The 16,539-nt window shown below is 72.8% G+C and carries 14 protein-coding genes; 6 read left to right on the top strand and 8 right to left on the bottom strand.

Annotation, left to right across the window (positions count from 1 at the left end; translation table 11 throughout):
- Positions 1–176 precede the first annotated feature (176 nt).
- The gene (locus ACGF13_RS21115; RefSeq protein ID WP_392877242.1) at positions 177–566 is read right to left on the bottom strand and encodes an SCO5389 family protein; all 390 of its coding nucleotides are present in this window, start codon (positions 564–566) and stop codon (positions 177–179) included.
- A 121-nt stretch (positions 567–687) separates the two neighbouring features.
- Positions 688–2,232, bottom strand: coding sequence for an MFS transporter (locus tag ACGF13_RS21110; protein ID WP_392877240.1), 1,545 nt, complete (start codon positions 2,230–2,232; stop codon positions 688–690).
- Between the two features lie 253 nt (positions 2,233–2,485).
- Here ACGF13_RS21110 and ACGF13_RS21105 point away from each other — a divergent pair, with 253 nt between their 5' ends.
- A complete protein-coding gene (locus ACGF13_RS21105; protein WP_392877238.1) occupies positions 2,486–3,190 on the top strand; it encodes a GNAT family N-acetyltransferase in 705 nt (234 codons plus the stop codon).
- 72 nt (positions 3,191–3,262) lie between these two features.
- Here ACGF13_RS21105 and ACGF13_RS21100 read toward each other — a convergent pair whose 3' ends face one another.
- Together ACGF13_RS21100 and ACGF13_RS21095 are read right to left on the bottom strand one after the other, a co-directional pair.
- Positions 3,263–4,099 (bottom strand): alpha/beta fold hydrolase, encoded by an 837-nt coding sequence (locus ACGF13_RS21100; protein ID WP_392877236.1) that lies wholly within the window; start codon positions 4,097–4,099, stop codon positions 3,263–3,265.
- A gap of 7 nt (positions 4,100–4,106) precedes the next feature.
- Positions 4,107–4,559 carry a universal stress protein gene (locus ACGF13_RS21095; protein ID WP_392877234.1) on the bottom strand — a complete coding sequence of 151 codons (453 nt, stop codon included), beginning with the start codon at positions 4,557–4,559 and terminating at the stop codon, positions 4,107–4,109.
- A gap of 401 nt (positions 4,560–4,960) precedes the next feature.
- Here ACGF13_RS21095 and ACGF13_RS21090 point away from each other — a divergent pair, with 401 nt between their 5' ends.
- From ACGF13_RS21090 to ACGF13_RS21080, 3 genes are all read left to right on the top strand, one after another.
- Positions 4,961–5,251, top strand: coding sequence for a hypothetical protein (locus ACGF13_RS21090; protein WP_392877232.1), 291 nt, complete (start codon positions 4,961–4,963; stop codon positions 5,249–5,251).
- A gap of 58 nt (positions 5,252–5,309) precedes the next feature.
- Positions 5,310–5,558 carry a hypothetical protein gene (locus ACGF13_RS21085; RefSeq protein WP_392877230.1) on the top strand — a complete coding sequence of 83 codons (249 nt, stop codon included), beginning with the start codon at positions 5,310–5,312 and terminating at the stop codon, positions 5,556–5,558.
- A 77-nt stretch (positions 5,559–5,635) separates the two neighbouring features.
- On the top strand, positions 5,636–6,445 hold the full coding sequence (locus ACGF13_RS21080; RefSeq protein WP_392877228.1) for an SAM-dependent methyltransferase: 810 nt from the start codon (positions 5,636–5,638) through the stop codon (positions 6,443–6,445).
- A 48-nt stretch (positions 6,446–6,493) separates the two neighbouring features.
- Here the strand turns inward: ACGF13_RS21080 and narI are convergent, their stop codons facing one another.
- From narI to ACGF13_RS21060, 4 genes are read right to left on the bottom strand one after another with little or no spacing between them, the layout of a single operon-like run.
- Positions 6,494–7,219 carry a respiratory nitrate reductase subunit gamma gene (gene narI / locus ACGF13_RS21075; protein ID WP_392877226.1) on the bottom strand — a complete coding sequence of 242 codons (726 nt, stop codon included), beginning with the start codon at positions 7,217–7,219 and terminating at the stop codon, positions 6,494–6,496.
- A complete protein-coding gene (gene narJ / locus ACGF13_RS21070; RefSeq protein ID WP_392877224.1) occupies positions 7,219–7,947 on the bottom strand; it encodes a nitrate reductase molybdenum cofactor assembly chaperone in 729 nt (242 codons plus the stop codon). The genes narI and narJ overlap by 1 nt, the downstream gene beginning before the upstream one ends.
- A complete protein-coding gene (gene narH, locus ACGF13_RS21065; protein WP_392877222.1) occupies positions 7,944–9,536 on the bottom strand; it encodes a nitrate reductase subunit beta in 1,593 nt (530 codons plus the stop codon). Before narH ends, narJ begins: the two co-directional genes overlap by 4 nt.
- Positions 9,536–13,225, bottom strand: a complete 3,690-nt coding sequence (locus ACGF13_RS21060) for a nitrate reductase subunit alpha (RefSeq protein ID WP_392877220.1) — start codon at positions 13,223–13,225, stop codon at positions 9,536–9,538. Before ACGF13_RS21060 ends, narH begins: the two co-directional genes overlap by 1 nt.
- A gap of 143 nt (positions 13,226–13,368) precedes the next feature.
- Between ACGF13_RS21060 and ACGF13_RS21055 the strand changes: the two genes are divergently transcribed.
- Entirely contained in the window at positions 13,369–14,364 is a 996-nt protein-coding gene (locus ACGF13_RS21055; RefSeq protein WP_392877218.1) for a tellurite resistance/C4-dicarboxylate transporter family protein, read from the top strand.
- Positions 14,365–14,493: 129 nt separating this feature from the next.
- On the top strand, positions 14,494–16,422 hold the full coding sequence (locus tag ACGF13_RS21050) for a glycoside hydrolase family 5 protein (RefSeq protein WP_392877216.1): 1,929 nt from the start codon (positions 14,494–14,496) through the stop codon (positions 16,420–16,422).
- Positions 16,423–16,539 lie beyond the last annotated feature (117 nt).

Genomic DNA, 16,539 nt, shown 5'->3' with positions numbered 1-16,539 from the left:
GGCCGCCACGGGGCGCAACGCGGGTGCAACGCGGGCGTCATGTGCGGCGGCTCCCGCCCCGTCGAGCAGGGCGGGAGCCGGCGCGCCCGGATCACCTCCGAACAGCAATCCGAGCCGCAGCCGAACAGCATCCGAGGCGAAGTCGAACCAGTCGTCCGGACCGCGCCCGGCCGCGGTCAGCAGCTGCGCAGCTCCGGGCTCTGGTTGCGGATCTGGTTGTGCAGCGAGGTGAACTCGCGGTACGCCGCACCGTCCTCGGTGCCGGGGCGGAAGGCGCCGACCCGGTGGCAGTTGACGAAGGCGAGCTTCACCCCGAAGTGGCTCTCCAGGCTGCCCCGGATCGCGTTGCTGGCGAGCGCGCGCAGCAGTTGGGCCCGCTCCTCGTCGCTCGGCGTGGTGTTGTCGGTGGTGAACTCCTGCTCACCGGCGGCGAGTTCGGTGCTGAGCCCGGCGACGACCCGGTAGGCGTACGGGAGCGAGGCGCGGACGGTGTCGAGGAAGTCGGCCTCGTCGACGCGGCCCTGCTGGGCCTGGGCGAGGAGGGCGGGGGAGACGTCGAGCGACATGGGTGTCCTCTTTCGGGGAGGCGGGTGGCACCGACCCGCGCACGGGCGTCACTCACCCGCAACGGCTATCGAAGATGAAAACCATTGCAAGAAAGACTCTCCCGGTCACCCTGACGCCCTGTCAAGCGCCGCCCCCCGAAGGGCTGACGGCGGACGGCACCGGCAGGCGGCCGACCTTGATGACGAACACCGCGATCGTCACCGCCAGCGCCGCGAACACCAGGCCCATCTGGAACGCGCCGGCGATGCCGTGCACCAGGATCTGCGAGGAGTACGGCGCCGGGAGGCGCCCGGTGGCCCGGAACTGGGCGGCCTGCTGCGGGGTGGCCTGCCGGAGGAACGCCCCGACCTGCTGCCGGGCCTCGTTGCGGCTGGCCGTGCCGAACACCGTGACCAGGATCGACAGCCCGAGCGAGCCGCCCACCTGCTGGCTGGTGTTGAGCATGCCGGTGGCGGCGCCGGTCTCGTGCGGGGAGACCTTGGAGACGACGGTGAGGGTGGCAGGGACGAAGATCGAGCCCATGCCGAGGCCGAACAGCATGGTCGGCCCGAGGACGCCGCCGACGTAGCTGCTGTCGACGTCGATCTGCGTCGCCCAGGCCACCCCGCCCAGGACCAGCAGCGAGCCGCTCACCAGGAAGGGTTTCGGCCCGAAGCGCAGCTGGGTGCGGGCGGCGAACTGGGCGGCCGCGACGATCGCGACGCTGATCGGCAGGAACGCGAAACCGGCCCTCAGCGGACTGAATCCGAGGATCTCCTGCACGAACAGGGTGATGAAGAAGAAGATGCCGAACATCGTCGCGGCCACGCAGAGCATCAGCCCGAACGCGCCCGAGCGGTTGCGGTTGCGGAACAGGTGCAACGGGGTGATCGGCTGCCGGGCGCGCCGCTCGTTCGCCACGAACACCAGGGCCAGGACCACCGCGAGGGCGAACGAGGTCAGCGTCACGGGGTCCGTCCAGCCGTGGTCGGAGGCGCGGATGAAGCCGTACACCAGCGAGACCATGCCGGCGGTGGCGGTGAAGGCGCCGAGCAGGTCGAAGCGGCCGGGGTGGCGCTCGGACTCGTTGATGTAGAGCGGCGCCAGCAGGGCGATCGCGATGCCGATCGGCACATTGACGAACAGCACCCAGCGCCAGGACAGCCAGGAGGTCAGCATGCCGCCGAGCAGCAGTCCGATCGCGCCGCCGGCTCCGGCGACGGCGGAGTAGACGCCGAAGGCCCGGTTGCGCTCCTGGCCCTCCCTGAAGTTGGTGGCGATCAGCGCCAGCGCCGTCGGCGAGGCGATGGCCCCGCCCATGCCCTGGAACGCCCGGGCGGCCAGCAGCCAGCCGGCGGACTGCGCGACGCCGCCGAGCAGCGAGGCCAGGGCGAACACGAGGACGCCGACGATGAACACCCGACGCCGCCCGAGGATGTCGCCCGCCCGCCCGCCGAGCAGCAGCAGCCCACCGAAGGTGAGGGTGTAGGCGTTGATGACCCAGGACAGGTCGGTGGTGGTGAACCGCAGCGCCTGCTGGATGTGCGGCAGCGCGATGTTCACGATCGTGATGTCGAGAACGACCATGAGTTGCGTCGCCGCGATGACGGTGAGCGCTACCCCCGGGTGCTGTCCCCGACGTGCGGTCGCGGGCGAAGCCTCGGCCAGGGCGCGCGAGGTGGCCATGGCAGGTCCCCCTATGGGTGAGGGGTCAAGGGCGGGCAGGGGAGACGGATTGGTTCACCACTACCGACGGTATCCCCGGCAGATAGGGAACACAATCGTTCATTACGGGTACGGGCGGAGCTTTCGGACGGGTGCCGGAGCCGGTCGGCGACGTCCCGGAGCCGAGTGGCACACTGTCGGCCGGGCGCCGACCGCACCACAGCACACGACCACAGCACACGACCGCACCGCACGACCCGAGAGGACCAGCACGATGGTGAACCGCGACGCCGTCGCACTCGACGACCCGGTGGGCGAATCACTGCGCGGCCGGCACGCGCACCTCGCCCGCCGGATCGGAGCAGCCGCCACCTACCTGCCGGAGGTCTCGACCTTCGCGGCGGTCCCGGCCGAGGCGGGCCCCCGGGAGTGGGCCGAGCTCGTCCGGCTGCTCGGTCCCGGCGAGCTCGCCGACATGTTCAGCTGCCCGGCGACCCCGCCGTCCGACTGGGAGCCGGTCTTCTCCCTCGAAGGCCGCCAGATGATCCGGACCGGCAGCGGCCGCCCCGACCACCGCGGTGCCGGGCCCGACACCGGCGTGGTCGAACTGGGAGCGCAGGACGTGCCCGAGATGCTCGACCTCGTCGAGCGGACCCGACCGGGTCCGTTCCGGCCGCGCACCCACGAGCTGGGCACCTACCTCGGCATCCGCGACAACGGCACCCTGGTGGCGATGGCGGGCGAACGGCTCCGGCCCCCGGGATGGACGGAGATCAGCGCCGTCTGCACCGCACCCGAGGCGCGCGGGCAGGGCCACGCCGCCCGCCTGGTCGGAGCGCTCGTCGCGCGCATCCTGGCGCGGGACGAACGCCCCTTCCTGCACGTCGCCGAGGCGAACACCGGCGCCGTCGCACTCTACGAGCGCCTCGGCTTCGAGACCCGCAAGCCGGTGACCTTCCGCGGCTTCCGCATCCCGTGACCGTCGCATCCCGTGACGGCCGCGCCCCGCGCCCCGGGGTGTCGGCCGTCCCGGAGGAAACCGCCGTCCGGGCTACCCCCCGATGAAGGCGAGCAGCGCCGCGTTGATCTCCTCGGCGTGGGTCCAGAGCAGGCCGTGCGGAGCGCCCTCGATCTCCACGTACTCGGCGGAGGGCAGCGCCCGGTGGAACGGGCGTCCGGTGCTGTCGATCGGCAGGATGCGGTCGGCGGTGCCGTGCACGATCAGCGCCGGCACGTCGATGCGCGGGATGTCGGCGCGGAAGTCCGTGTACCAGGTGGACGGTGCCGCCGCAGCGGCGAAGGCGCCGCCCGAGGTGGCGGCGTTCCAGCTGTTGCGGACGGCCTCCGGGCTGATCCTGCTCCCGAGGTTCTCGTCCAGGTTGTAGAAGTCCCGGTAGAAGGCGGTGTAGTAGGCGTACCGGTCGGCCTTCACGGCGGCGACGATGCCGTCGAAGAAGTCCTTCGGACCCGCCCCCTCCGGGTTGTCGTCGGTCTTCAGCAGGTACGGCTCCAGGGAGCCCAGGAAGGCCACCTTGAAGAGGCGGCCGGAACCGTATCTGGACACGTAGCGGGCGACCTCGCCGGTGCCCATGGAGAAGCCGACCAGCACGGCGTCCCGCAGGTCGAGTGTCTCCACCAGGGTGTGGAGGTCGGCGGCGAAGGTGTCGTAGTCGTAGCCGGTGGTCGGCTGTGAGGACCGGCCGAAACCGCGGCGGTCGTAGGTGATCACCCGGTACCCGGCGTCGAGGAGCGCGGCGCTCTGCCGCTCCCAGGAGTGCCCGTCGAGCGGGAACCCGTGGATCAGGACGACCGGTCGGCCGGAGCCGTGGTCCTCGTAGTAGAGGTCGATCGGGGTGGAGTTCTCCTGGCCGACGGTGATGTACGCCATGGGCGTCTCACTTCCCTTCCGTGACGGGGGCCCGGACGATGACGACCGGACAGGCGGCGTGCTGCGCACAGCGGGTGCTCACCGAGCCGAGCAGGCTGCGGGCGAAGCCGCCGTGGCCGTGGCTGCCGACCACCAGCAGGTCGGCGCGCCGGGCCGCCTCCAGGAGGACCTCGGAGGGGTCGCCCATGACCATCGTCTGGCGGACCTCCACCCGGCAGTCGTCGCCGAGCACCGTGTGCAGTTCCTCGGCGAACCGCCGCTCGGCGAGCTCCCGGTCGAAGGTGCTGTCGACCACCGGCGCCGACCAACCGAAGTGGCTCGGTGGCTCCCAGGCGCCGACCGCGTCGACCACCCCGCCGGTCACCGTGGCGTACCGGGCCGCCCAGCGCAGCGCGGCGTACGACGGCGGAGAGCCGTCGACGCCGACCACGACGCGGGGCGCGGAGTCGTTCGCGTTCATCTGCACCGTCCTGTGGATCGCCGTGCTGCGGATCGCCGCCCCCTGACCACGGTGCTGGCCGCAGGGCGGCGCCGCCACCACGGCCCGGCACCCGGGTGACGGCCGTCGGACGAGCGCCCGGGAGCGGCTGCTGCCGGAGTGGCCACTGGCGTCTCCTGGGCTCACAGTGGAACAAGGGGACGTGGGCGTCACGCCCGCCGGAGGCCGGGCGCGCGCTGCGGTCGGCCGCTGTCGAGGAGTCCGGGAGGGCCCGGTCCGGTCGGCATGCCCTGGGGTTCGTCGCGTCGCCGGTCCGCGGCCGCACACCCGGCGAGCAGGTGGAACGCGGCTGATCCCCCGTCTGACCGCTCGTGATTCCGAGAAGGGTTCCGAGAAGGCTTCCGAGAAGGGTGGTGGAGAAGATGGCAGAGAAGTTCACCGAGTTCGTGCTGAGGCTCGCGGAGGATCCTGGGACGCTGGCTCGTTTCCGAGAGGACTCACTGGCCACGATGTCCGCCGCGGGGCTGACTCCCGCCGAGCAGGTCGTGCTGGCGAGTGCGGACGCGACGCTGATCCGGAACGCGCTCGCGGCAGACGTGGGAGCCAAGGCGCAGTTCGAGGCGGCGTCGCACGGATTCTGGCCGGTCTATGTCGTCGTGGCGGTGACCGTGGCGGTCGCGGCCGTCGAAGGGGTCGAGCCGGACACCGAGTAGTAGGGCAGCCGGGGCGAGAGAAGCCGCCCTGTTCTGCAGAGCCGAAGGAGGGATCGACATGGCTCAGCGCCTGACGGAATTCGTCCTCAAACTCGCGGAGGATCCCGCGGCCGTTCGTCGATTCGAGAAGTACCCGGCCGAGATGATGGCGGAGGCCGGACTCTCACAGGAGGAGAAGGACGTGCTGACGAGCAATGACCCGCTGCGCGTCAGGAGCCTCATCGCCGCTGAAACGGGCGAAGGGCCGGTACTGGCCAGCACGACGCTCGTCATGACGCTCGTCTGGGTCATTCACCACCCCCATTAGGCGGAGGACCAGCCGAACCCCCGGGTCCCCCGTGGCGGCCCGGAACATCGACCACGAACCTGGAAAGAGGAGAAGTCTTGACAACGCCGAAGACCCGCGGATCTCTGACCGTGGTGGGCACCGGGATCGGCATCGCCGGTCAGGTGACCATCGAGGCTCGCGCCCACATGGAGCAGGCGGACAAACTGCTGTTCCTGGTGGCCGACGTGGCCACCGGCTACTGGCTCAAGAAGCTGAACAGCACGGCCGAGTCGCTGCAGTCCTTCTACGGCGAGGGCAAGGACCGCCTCGTCACGTACACCGAGATGATCGAGCGGATCCTCTCGTGCGTCCGGGAGGGCGGCCGGGTCTGCGTCGCGTTCTACGGGCACCCCGGCGTGTTCGTCCATCCCGCGCACGAGGCGGTACGGATCGCGCGCGAGGAGGGGTACGACGCGCGGATGTTGCCGGGCATCTCGGCCGAGGACTGCCTGTTCGCTGATCTCGGCCTCGATCCCGGGAAGCTCGGCTGCCAGAGCTACGAGTCCACCGACTTCCTCATCCACCACCGCCGGTTCGACCCCAATGTCCCGCTGATCCTCTGGCAGATCGCGGTGATCGGTGAGATCGGATACCGGACCGACCAGGCCTTCAGCAGGGCGGGCGTCGAGGTCCTGGTCGACGCCCTGCTGGAGGAGTACTCGCCCGATCACGAGGTGGTCGTCTACGAGGCGGCCCAGTTCCCGATCTGCGAGCCTGTCATGAAGCGCGTCCCGTTGGCCAAGCTTCCCGACGCGCCGCTGACGGGGATCTCCACGCTCTACGTCCCCCCGGCAGCGAAGACTCCGATGGACGACGGGATGCTCGAACGACTCGGCCTCCGGGCGGCCACGAGCACGAAGGGCTGAACGGGCGCCGGGCCGGGCAGTGACGTTCCACCGCTCCCGAAGGCGCCCTCAGGTGTCGATGCCCTCCCAGCCGCGGCGCGGCGGGCGTTCGGCCCGCTGCCCGGCGGGTCGGCTGCGGTAGACCAGGTACGGGCGGAACAGGTAGAACCACGGCGCGCTGAACATGTGCACCAGCCGGGTGTACGGGACGGCGGCGATCAGCAGCATGCCGAGTACGGCGTGGGCCCGGTAGGTGGTGGGGACGCCGGCCCACAGGCCGGTGTCGGGCCGCAGGGTGAACAGGCCGCGGGCCCAGGGGGCGATGGTGGCGCGGTAGTCGTAGCCCTCGCTGAGGCCGGAGTTGGTGAGTTTGGCGTACAGGCCGAGGCAGATCTCGCCGAAGAGCAGCAGGTACATCGCCTTGTCGTTGCGGGTGGTGCCGCGGAAGACGGGGGTGTTGGTGCGCCGCCGGTAGAGCAGGGTGGCGAGGCCGGCCACCGCCAGGACGCCGGCGGCGGTGCCGCCGACCAGCGAGAGCAGGTGGTAGGCGTGCTCGCCGATGCCGAGGGCGTCCGTCCAGCTCGCGGGGACGAACAGGCCGATCAGGTGTCCGGCGAGGACGAAGAGGATGCCGTAGTGGAAGGCGGGGGAGGCCCAGTTGAGCAGCCGGGACTCGAACACCTCGCTGGAGCGGGTGGTCCAGCCGAACCGGTCGTAGCGGTAGCGCCAGAGCAGCCCGACGGCGAGGGAGACGAAGGCGAGGTAGGGCAGGACGCCCCACAGGAAGGTGTCCATCAGCGGTCTCCGGCGATCACGGGGAGCTGGTTCAGGTGCCCGTAGGGACGGTCCCCGTAGGGCGGCGGTTGCCCGTACGGCGGCAGCTCGGCCCCGGCGCCGACCTCCTCGTGGGGCGGGCCGGAGCGGGCGAGCGCGAGGGCCTGGGCGCGGTCGGTGGGGCTCGGTCCGGGCAGGGTGGCGCAGACGGCTTCGAGCGGGCCGGCGTACGGGGTGCCGGCCTCCAGCAGGGCCAGGCGCAGCAGTTCCAGCCCGGGCCGGTGGTCGCGGAGCAGGCCGTCGGTGCGGGTGGCGGCGGCGAACTCCAGCACGACCGGTAGGAAGTCCGGCAGTTCGCCGCCGAGTTGGTCCAGGCCGTGGCGCCGGTAGGTGTCGCGGAAGCGGAGCAGCGCGGTGCCGCGCCGCCGGGTGTCGCCGTCGGTCCACCAGCTGAGGTGGAGGCTGTGCCGGTCGGTGAAGTCGAAGACCTCGACGTAGTGCGCGGCCAGCGCGGCCCGGCCGACCCGTTCGGCGTGGTCGACGAAGCGCAGCAGGCCGTCGGCGCCGGGGAGAGCGCCGGGGAGGGCCCCGGGCAGGACCCCGGGCCGGCCTGCCGTGAGGGCCTCGCGCAGCAGCGGCAGCCGCCGGTACAGCTCGGCGTCCGGGTGGACCAGGCAGAGCGCGGCGGCCTGGCGGACCACGGCGCGGCGCCGGGCACGGCCGGCCGGCAGGTGTCCTCGGAGGGTCATCGGGCGTCCTCCTCGCGGTCGGCGCGCTGCCGGCGGCGCAGCGCGTGGAAGGAGTCGAGGGAGACCATCGGCAGCGCCCGGCGGCCGGAGTTCTCCCCGAACGGGCCGCTGCCGCCCGGTCCGTCCCGGGGTTCGACGGCGCACTCGGCGGGCACGGCCGACTCCTCCAGCGCCCGGGCCTCGCCCAGGGCGGCGGTCGGGACGACGTACCGCTCCTCGTACTTGGCGATGGCCAGCAGCCGGTACAGCTCCTCGACGTCCTGAGCCGTCAGCCCGACGGCGGCGGGCACGGCCGGGTCGGGCTCCTCACCGAGGTTGCGGGCGCGCAGGTGGGTGCGCATCGCGGCGAGCCGGCCGAGGGCCGTCCGCACGGGCCGCGGGTCGCCGGCGGTGAACAGGCCGGCCAGGTACTCGACCGGGATGCGCAGGGCGTCGATGGCGCCGAAGAGGTTGCCGGCGTCCTCGCCGTCGAAGCCGGTCTCGGTGAGCGCCTCGACGACGGGCGACAGCGGCGGGACGTACCAGACCATCGGCAGGGTGCGGAACTCCGGGTGCAGCGGCAGTGCCACCCGGTGGCGGACGACCAGGGCGTGCACGGGGGAGCGCCGGGCGGCCTCGATCCACTCGTGGGCGATGCCGTCGCGCTCGGCGGCGGCCCGTACCACCGGGTCCTCCGGGTTCAGGAAGACGCCCAACTGGGCCTCGTAGAGGTCCTGTTCGTCCTGGACGGAGGCGGCGGCGGTGACCTTGTCGGCGTCGTAGAGCAGCACCCCGAGGTGGCGCAGCCGGCCCACGCAGGTCTCCGAGCAGACGGTGGGCAGGCCGACCTCGATCCGCGGGTAGCAGAAGGTGCACTTCTCGGCCTTGCCGGTGCGGTGGTTGAAGTAGACCTTCTTGTACGGGCAGGCGGTGACGCACTGCCGCCAGCCCCGGCACCGGTCCTGGTCGACCAGCACGATGCCGTCCTCCGCGCGCTTGTACATCGCCCCGGACGGGCAGGAGGCGACGCAGGAGGGGTTGAGGCAGTGCTCGCAGATCCGGGGGAGGTAGAACATGAAGCTCTCCTCGAAGGCGAACCGCACCTTCTCCTCGGCCTGCCGGCGCACCCGGGCGACCATCGGATCGGCGTCGGCGTGCTCGGGCAGGCCGCCGAGGTTGTCGTCCCAGTTGGCGCTCCACTCGATCTTCATCGGCTTGGCGGTGAGCATCGAGCGCGGCGTGGCCACCGGGTAGTCGTCGCCGAGCGGGGCGTCGGTGAGCTTGTTGTAGTCGTACGTCCAGGGCTCGTAGTAGTCCTTGATCGTGGGCAGCACCGGGTTGGCGAAGATCCTCGCCAGCCGCTCGACCCGGCCGCCGGAGGTCAGGGTGAGCCGGCCGCGCCGGTTGAGCTTCCAGCCGCCCCGCCACCGTTCCTGGTCCTGCCAGCGGCGCGGGTAGCCCTGGCCGGGCCTGGTCTCCACGTTGTTGAACCAGACGTACTCGACGCCGGCTCGGGTGGTCCAGGTCTGCTTGCAGGTGACCGAGCAGGTGTGGCAGCCGATGCACTTGTCGAGGTTCATCACCATCGCGACCTGTGCCATCACGCGCATCAGTACTGCACCTCCTGGGAGCGGCGGCGGATCGTCGTGACCTCGTCGCGCTGGCTGCCGGTGGGGCCCAGGTAGTTGAAGCCCCAGGTCAGTTGGGCGTAGCCGCCGATCAGGTGGCTGGGTTTGAGGAGGACCCGGGTGGGCGAGTTGTGGATGCCGCCGCGGCGGCCCTCCCGCTCCGTCCGGGGGACGTTGACGGTGCGGTCCTGGGCGTGGTGCATGTACACGGTGCCGGGCGGCATCCGGTGCGAGACCACGGCCCGGGCGACGACCACGCCGTTGCGGTTGACCGCCTCGATCCAGTCGTTGTCGGCGACGCCGATGGCGGCGGCGTCGCGGTCGCTCAGCCAGATCAGCTGGCCGCCGCGGGAGAGCGAGAGCATGAACCAGTTGTCCTGGTACTCGGAGTGGATGGACCACTTGTTGTGCGGGGTCAGGTAGCGCACCGTCACCTCCCGCTGACCGTCGGGGCCGATCCGGGGTTCGCCGAACAGCCGGTGCATGTCCAGCGGCGGGCGGTAGACGGGCAGGGCCTCGCCCAGCTCGTGGATCCAGTCGTGGTCGAGGAAGAAGTGCTGGCGGCCGGTGAGGGTGTGCCAGGGCTTGAGGTGCTCGGTGTTGAGGGTGAACGCGGTGTAGCGCCGCCCGCCCGCCTCGCTGCCCGACCACTCCGGTGAGGTGATCACCGGGACGGGCGCGGCCCGGGTGTCCGCGTACGTCACCCGCCGGCCCTCGTGCTCGGCGGCGAGCCGGGCCATCGGCTGTCCGGTGCGCCGCTCCAGGGTGTGGAAGCCCTGGACGGCGAGGCGGCCGTTGGTGGTGCCGGACAGCGCGAGGATCGCGTCGGCGGCCTTCACGGCGGTGTCCAGCAGCGGGCGGCCGTCCGCCGCCCCGCCCCGGGCGGTGCCGTTGGCCGCCGCCAGGGCCGCGACCTCCTCGTCCGGGTGCAGCGCGATGCCCTTGGCGGGCAGGCCGAGCCGTTCGGCGAGCGGGCCGAGGGCGGCCAGCTTCGCGGCGACCGCGGTGTAGTCGCGCTCGACCACGGTGAGTCCGGGCAGGGTGCGCCCCGGGACGGGCTCGCAGTCGCCGGCCCGCCAGTCCGGGGCGGTGCCGCCGGGCTGGGCGGTCTCGCCGGGGGTGTCGTGCTGCAGCGCGGTGGCGACCAGGTCGCGGCGGGTGCCCAGGTGGGTGGCGGCGAGCTCGCTGAACCGCCGGGCGATGGCGTGGAAGGCGTCGAAGTCGCTGCGGGCCTGCCAGGGCGGGTCGATGGCGGGTGCGAAGGCGTGGACGAAGGGGTGCATGTCGGTACTGGACAGGTCGTGCTTCTCGTACCAGGTGGCGGCCGGGAGGACGACGTCCGACAGCAGGGTGGAGGAGGTCATCCGGAAGTCCAGCGAGAGCAGCAGGTCGAGCTTGCCCTCCGGGGCCTCGGCGCGCCAGCGCACGTCGCGCGGGCGCACCGACTCGGGGGCCTCGGCGGCGCGCAGGCCGGAGTGGGTGCCGAGCAGGTGCCGGGAGAAGTACTCGGCGCCCTTCGCCGAGGAGCCGAACAGGTTGGAGCGCCACAGGGTGAGCACCCGCGGCCAGTTCTCCGGGGCGTCCGGGTCCTCGGCGGCGAAGCGCAGCGTCCCGGCGCGGAGTTCCGCCACCGCGGCGGCGGCCGGGTCCTCGGCGTCCCCGAGGTCCAGCGGGTTGCGGTCGAAGGTCGGGTACGAGGGCATCCAGCCGGTGCGGGCGGCCCGGGCCAGGCAGTCGGCGGCGGTCATCCCCCGGAAGGCCCCCGATCCGAGCGGCGAGGCCAGCACCTCGGCCCGGAAGTGGTCGTAGCGCCACTGGTCGGTGTGGAGGAAGAACCATCCGGTGCCGATCTCCTGCCGGGCCGGGCGGGCCCAGTCGGCGGCCCCGGCCAGCGTCGCCCAGCCGGTGGACGGGCGGCACTTCTCCTGCCCGACGTAGTGCGCCCAGCCGCCGCCGTTGCGGCCCTGGCAGCCGGTCAGCTGGAGCAGCGCCAGGAAGGAGCGGTAGATCGTCTCGGAGTGGAACCAGTGGTTGGTGCCCGCGCCCATCACGATCATGCAGCGGCCCCGCGACCTCTCCGCCGTGGTCGCGAACTCGCGGGCGATCCGGGCGCAGGCCGAGGCGGGCACCGAGGTGTGCCGCTGCTGCCAGGCGGGGGTGCCGGGCGCCTCGGCGTCCCCGTAGCCGGTCGGCCAGTCGCCGGGCAGGCCCGGGCGGGCGACCCCGTACTGGGCGAGCAGCAGGTCGAAGACCGTGGTCACCAGCGGCCCGTCCGCACCGCCCAGCCGGCGGGCCGGCACGCCCCGGCGCAGCACCTCGCCGCGCCCCTGGCCGTGCTCGCCGCCCTCGGTGTCGAAGCGCGGCAGCAGCACCTCGACGGGCTCGCCCCCGCGTCCGTGCAGCGACAGCGCGGGCCGCAGGCCGGCCAGGTCGAGGTTCCAGCGGCCCTCGCCGGACTCCGTCCAGCGGAAGCCGAGCGAACCGTCCGGGACGGCCGGCTCGTCGGTGGCCTCGTCCAGCACCACCGTCTTCCAGTCCGCGCCCTCGCCCGCGTCGCCGAGGTCCGCCGAGCGGAGGAACTTGTGCGGCACGTACGCGCCCGCCCGCTCGGTCAGCGTGACCAGGAACGGCAGATCGGTGAACCGCCGGACGTAGTCGGCGAAGAACGGCACCTCACGGTCGACGAAGAACTCCTGGAGCAGCACGTGCCCCATGCCGATCGCCAGCGCCGCGTCGGTGCCCGGGTGGGGGTGCAGCCACTCGTCGGCGAACTTCGCGTTGTCGGCGTAGTCGGGCGCCACCACCACGACCTTCTGGCCCCGGTAGCGGGCCTCGGCCATCCAGTGCGCGTCCGGGGTGCGGGTGACCGGCACGTTCGAGCCCCACATCAGCAGGTACGCCGCGTCCCACCAGTCCCCGGACTCGGGCACGTCGGTCTGGTCGCCGAACACCTGCGGGGAGGCCACCGGCAGGTCCGCGTACCAGTCGTAGAACGACAGCATCGGCGCGCCGATCAGCGCGTGGTAGCGGGCGCCCGCCGCGTGCGAGACCATCGACATCGCCGGGATCGGGGAGAAGCCGGCGATCCGGTCCGGCCCGTACGCCTTGATCGTGTGCACCTGCGCGGCGGCCACGATCTCCACCGCCTCCTCCCAACTCGCCCGTACCAGGCCGCCCTTGCCGCGGGCTTGCTGGTAGTGGCGGCGGCGCTGCGGATCGGCCTGGAGGTCCGCCCAGGCGAGCACCGGGTCCCCGAGCCGGGCCTTCGCCTCGCGGTACAGCTCCAGCAGCACGCCGCGGACGTACGGGTAGCGCACCCGGGTCGGCGAGTAGGTGTACCAGGAGAACGCCGCCCCGCGCGGACAGCCGCGCGGCTCGTACTCCGGGCGGTCCGGCCCCACCGACGGGTAGTCCGTCGCCTGGCTCTCCCAGGTGATGATGCCGTCCTTGACGTACACCTTCCAGCGGCAGGACCCGGTGCAGTTCACCCCGTGGGTGGAGTTGACGACCTTGTCGTGGCTCCACCGGTCGCGGTAGAAGGCGTCGCCCTCGCGGCCGCCCTCCACCTCCACCCGGTGCAGGTCGGCGGAGGCCCTCCCCGGGCGGAAGAACCGCCCGGCCCGCAGCAGGAGCTCTCCCGGTTCCGTGGGGTGCGACGCCGACTCAGCCATGACGGACTCCTGACCACTGACCTGACCACTGACCACGGATCGACCGGGGACCAAGTTATGCGGACGAAGCGGACGAACCGTCACAACGGCGGCACCGGCGTGGCGGCAGCGGCCGCACCGCCGGGAGTTCCGCTAATGGGCACATGAACTCTGCGACCAGCCCCCGGCCCGCGCGGCCGCATGCCCCGAACGGGTGGTGGAGCACCGTCCCGCCCGCGGCCGGCTCGGCGGTGATGGCCACCGGAATCGTCTCCGTCGGCCTCCACCTGGTCGGGAGGGAGGTGCTCTCGTCCGTCCTGCTGGCCCTCGCCGCCGGGCTCTGGGTGCTGCTCGCCGTGGCCTTCGCCCTGACCTTCCTGAACGCCCGCGGCGACTGGACGCTCAAGGCCGCGACCCCGCCCGCCCTCACCGCCGTCGCCTCCACCGGCGTCCTCGGCACCCGGATCTCGCTGCTCGGCCACCAGGGCGTCGCCCTGGCGCTGCTGGCCCTCGCCGCCCTGGTCTGGCCGTTCCTGCTGGCCTCCGTGGTGCGGCACTGGCGGCGCGGCATGCCCGGGGCCGTCTTCCTGGTCTGTGTCTCCACCCAGGCGCTCGCCGTCCTCGCCGCCACCATCGCCGCGGCCGGCGGCCCCGACCGGCTGGCGCCCGCCGCGCTCGCCGCCTTCTGCCTCGGCCTCCTGCTCTACCTCGGGGCCCTGGTCCGCTTCGACCTCCGGCAGATCCTCACCGGGGCCGGCGACCAGTGGGTGATCGCCGGGGCGCTGTCCATCTCGGCCCTCGCCGCCGGCAAGCTCACCGCCCTGCCGGACTGGACGCCCGGCCTCCACTCCGCCCTGCGCGCCGTCACCTGGGTGCTGCTCGGCCTGGCGCTCGCCGGGTACGCCGTCCTCCTGGCGGCGGAGCTGCGCAGTCCGCGCCCGGCCTACGACCTGCGCCGCTGGGCCACCGTCTTCCCGCTCGGCATGACCGCCGTCGCCGCCCTGGTCGCCGCGACGGCGACCGGGGTGGACTGGCTGAGCCCGCTCGGCCGGGTGCTGCTGTGGGTCGCCGCGGGTGCCTGGCTGCTGACCGCGGCCGGGTTCCTGGCCACCGCGTCGCGGTGGCCCCGGGTGCGCCGGGTGCTGCGGCGCGGCCGCTGATCTTCACCCGGACTTCCCCTGGAGGACAGCACGCACCCTTCCCGGGCCTGAGGTTCCGTCATATCGTCTGTCCTCGCCGACGGCTCCGGTGTGCCCGGACGCGGCCCGAGCCACCTCACCACAGCGGGGATGACCATGAAGAGTCTTGCGGGGCGTCTGCTCGCCCTGGCCGCGGCCCTGCCGGTGCTCGCCGTCCTGGTGGCGAGCCCCGGCGTCGCGGCGCCCGGCGAGGAGCACCGGGCCACGGCTGCCGGCTCCCTGGCCGCGTCCTGGACCGGCCCGCTGAGCACCCGCGGGCGCTACATCGTGGACGCCGACGGCACGCGCTTCAAGCTGAAGGCGGCCAACTGGGCGGGTGCCCAGGGTACTTGGCAGGGCAGCGGGAGCACCGACGACCCGGCGAACAACCAGGCCGGGCAGGTGTCGCACAACATCCCGCTGGGCCTGGACCGGGTGCCGATCCAGCGGCTGCTGGCCGACTTCCACGGGCTCGGCCTCAACAGCATCCGGCTGCCGTTCGCCAACGCGATGGTCCATGACACCGTCCCCGTCCCGGACGCCGCCGTCGCCGCCAACCCCGAGCTGCGCGGACGCACCCCGCTCCAGGTGTTCGACGCCGTGGTGGCCGCGCTGACCGCCGACGGCTTCGCGGTGATCCTCAACAACCACACCACCAGCTACCGGTTCTGCTGCGGCCTGGACGGCAACGAGCGCTGGAACAGCGGCCAGTCGACCGCGCAGTGGGAGGACGACTGGCTGTTCATGGTGAACCGCTACAAGGCCGACAAGCGGGTGGTCGGCGCCGACCTGCGCAACGAGGTCCGCCGGGACGTCTGGGACGACCCCAACTGGGGGACGGGCGACTCCCACGACGAGTACGCCGCCTTCGAGGAGGCCGGCAACCGCATCCTCCAGGCCGACCCGGACATGCTGGTCGTCATGGAGGGCATCAACTGGTACGGCATCCCCGCCGCCGGGTTCAGCCACGGCCGCCCGATGCTCACCCCCGTGCGCAACCTCTCCAACACCCTGATCGACTCCGGCAAGCTGGTCTACGCCGCGCACTTCTACGGCTACACCGGCCCGGCCAACACCGGCGCGGGCAGCGGCCCCGGATCCACCGGCGACCCGCGCTACCAGGACTTCACCCCCGAGCAGCTCGCCCAGGTGGTCGACGACGAGGCGCTGTTCGTCACCCGCTCCGGCCAGCACTTCACCGCCCCGGTGTGGATCAGCGAGTTCGGCGCCGCCGGCCGGGGCTCGACCGACGCCAAGGAACAGGCCTGGCTGCACGCCTTCACCGACATCCTGGCCGCCAACGACACCGACTTCGCCATCTGGCCGCTGGTCGGCTGGGCCGACACCGCCGGCCGCCCGCTGGACACCTGGGCGCTGCTCTCCTACGGCCCCGACGGCACCAGGACCGGCCTCACCGACCCCGGCGACTGGCGCGCCACCGACTGGACGAAGCTGGTCGGCGCCCCGGCGGCGAGCGGCCCGGTGCCCGCGGTGAGCCACTGGAACATGCTCAGCCTCGACCACGCCGACCAGGACCTCTCCCGGCGGATGCTCGCGCGCGCGGACTGGAGCCCCGGCAACCGCAAGGGCGACTGCCCGGACGGCCAGCGCCTGACCGCCCTCGCCCGCGGCGACAGCCGGGCCCTGTGCACGGACGCGGGCGAACCGGCCGGCGGCAGCGGCGACTGGATCACCGTCACCGACGAGCGCTACGTCACCGGGGGCGACTGGGCGTCCGGCTACGACCAGCTCCAGTGCCCCGACCGCACCTTCGCCGTCGGCTACAGCGTGCGCAACAACGGCATGGCCGCCCTGCTCTGCGCCCCCGCGGCGGCCCCGCTGCCGCTGACCGGCCGCACCCTCTGGTTCGACCGGGGCGACAACCGGCCCGCCACGGGCGGCTCGGTGGCGAGTGACTGGGCGCCGGGCCGCTACAAGGGCCAGTGCGCGGACGGCGAGTACCTGGCCGGCGTCGCCTCCACCTGGCAGCGCCTCCAGTACGGCGCCCCGGCCGCGCTGCTCTGCCGCCCGCTCGCCTGAGCCGGGCCCTGGTCCGCCGCCGCACCTGCCCGGCAGGTGCGGCGGCGGACCGGGGCTGCAGTCGGCCGTGCTCCGGTGGAGCCCGCCGCCCGGCCGGCCGGTGAGACGATGACGAAC

Source organism: Kitasatospora sp. NPDC048286 (assembly GCF_043201735.1).
In the GTDB taxonomy this organism is placed as follows: Bacteria; Actinomycetota; Actinomycetes; order Streptomycetales; family Streptomycetaceae; genus Kitasatospora.
Note: the sequence above shows the minus strand (reverse complement) of the source record. Positions and strands in the feature narration are given on the sequence as shown.

Excerpts from the sequence above, each read along its gene's own strand:
- ACGF13_RS21115 (WP_392877242.1), bottom strand. The coding sequence starts at position 566 with ATGTCGCTCGACGTCTCCCCCGCCCTCCTCGCCCAGGCCCAGCAGGGC.
- ACGF13_RS21110 (WP_392877240.1), bottom strand. The coding sequence starts at position 2,232 with ATGGCCACCTCGCGCGCCCTGGCCGAGGCTTCGCCCGCGACCGCACGT.
- ACGF13_RS21105 (WP_392877238.1), top strand. The coding sequence starts at position 2,486 with ATGGTGAACCGCGACGCCGTCGCACTCGACGACCCGGTGGGCGAATCA.
- ACGF13_RS21100 (WP_392877236.1), bottom strand. The coding sequence starts at position 4,099 with ATGGCGTACATCACCGTCGGCCAGGAGAACTCCACCCCGATCGACCTC.
- ACGF13_RS21095 (WP_392877234.1), bottom strand. The coding sequence starts at position 4,559 with ATGAACGCGAACGACTCCGCGCCCCGCGTCGTGGTCGGCGTCGACGGC.
- ACGF13_RS21090 (WP_392877232.1), top strand. The coding sequence starts at position 4,961 with ATGGCAGAGAAGTTCACCGAGTTCGTGCTGAGGCTCGCGGAGGATCCT.
- ACGF13_RS21085 (WP_392877230.1), top strand. The coding sequence starts at position 5,310 with ATGGCTCAGCGCCTGACGGAATTCGTCCTCAAACTCGCGGAGGATCCC.
- narI (WP_392877226.1), bottom strand. The coding sequence starts at position 7,219 with ATGGACACCTTCCTGTGGGGCGTCCTGCCCTACCTCGCCTTCGTCTCC.
- narJ (WP_392877224.1), bottom strand. The coding sequence starts at position 7,947 with ATGACCCTCCGAGGACACCTGCCGGCCGGCCGTGCCCGGCGCCGCGCC.
- narH (WP_392877222.1), bottom strand. The coding sequence starts at position 9,536 with ATGCGCGTGATGGCACAGGTCGCGATGGTGATGAACCTCGACAAGTGC.
- ACGF13_RS21060 (WP_392877220.1), bottom strand. The coding sequence starts at position 13,225 with ATGGCTGAGTCGGCGTCGCACCCCACGGAACCGGGAGAGCTCCTGCTG.
- ACGF13_RS21055 (WP_392877218.1), top strand. The coding sequence starts at position 13,369 with ATGAACTCTGCGACCAGCCCCCGGCCCGCGCGGCCGCATGCCCCGAAC.
- ACGF13_RS21050 (WP_392877216.1), top strand. The coding sequence starts at position 14,494 with ATGACCATGAAGAGTCTTGCGGGGCGTCTGCTCGCCCTGGCCGCGGCC.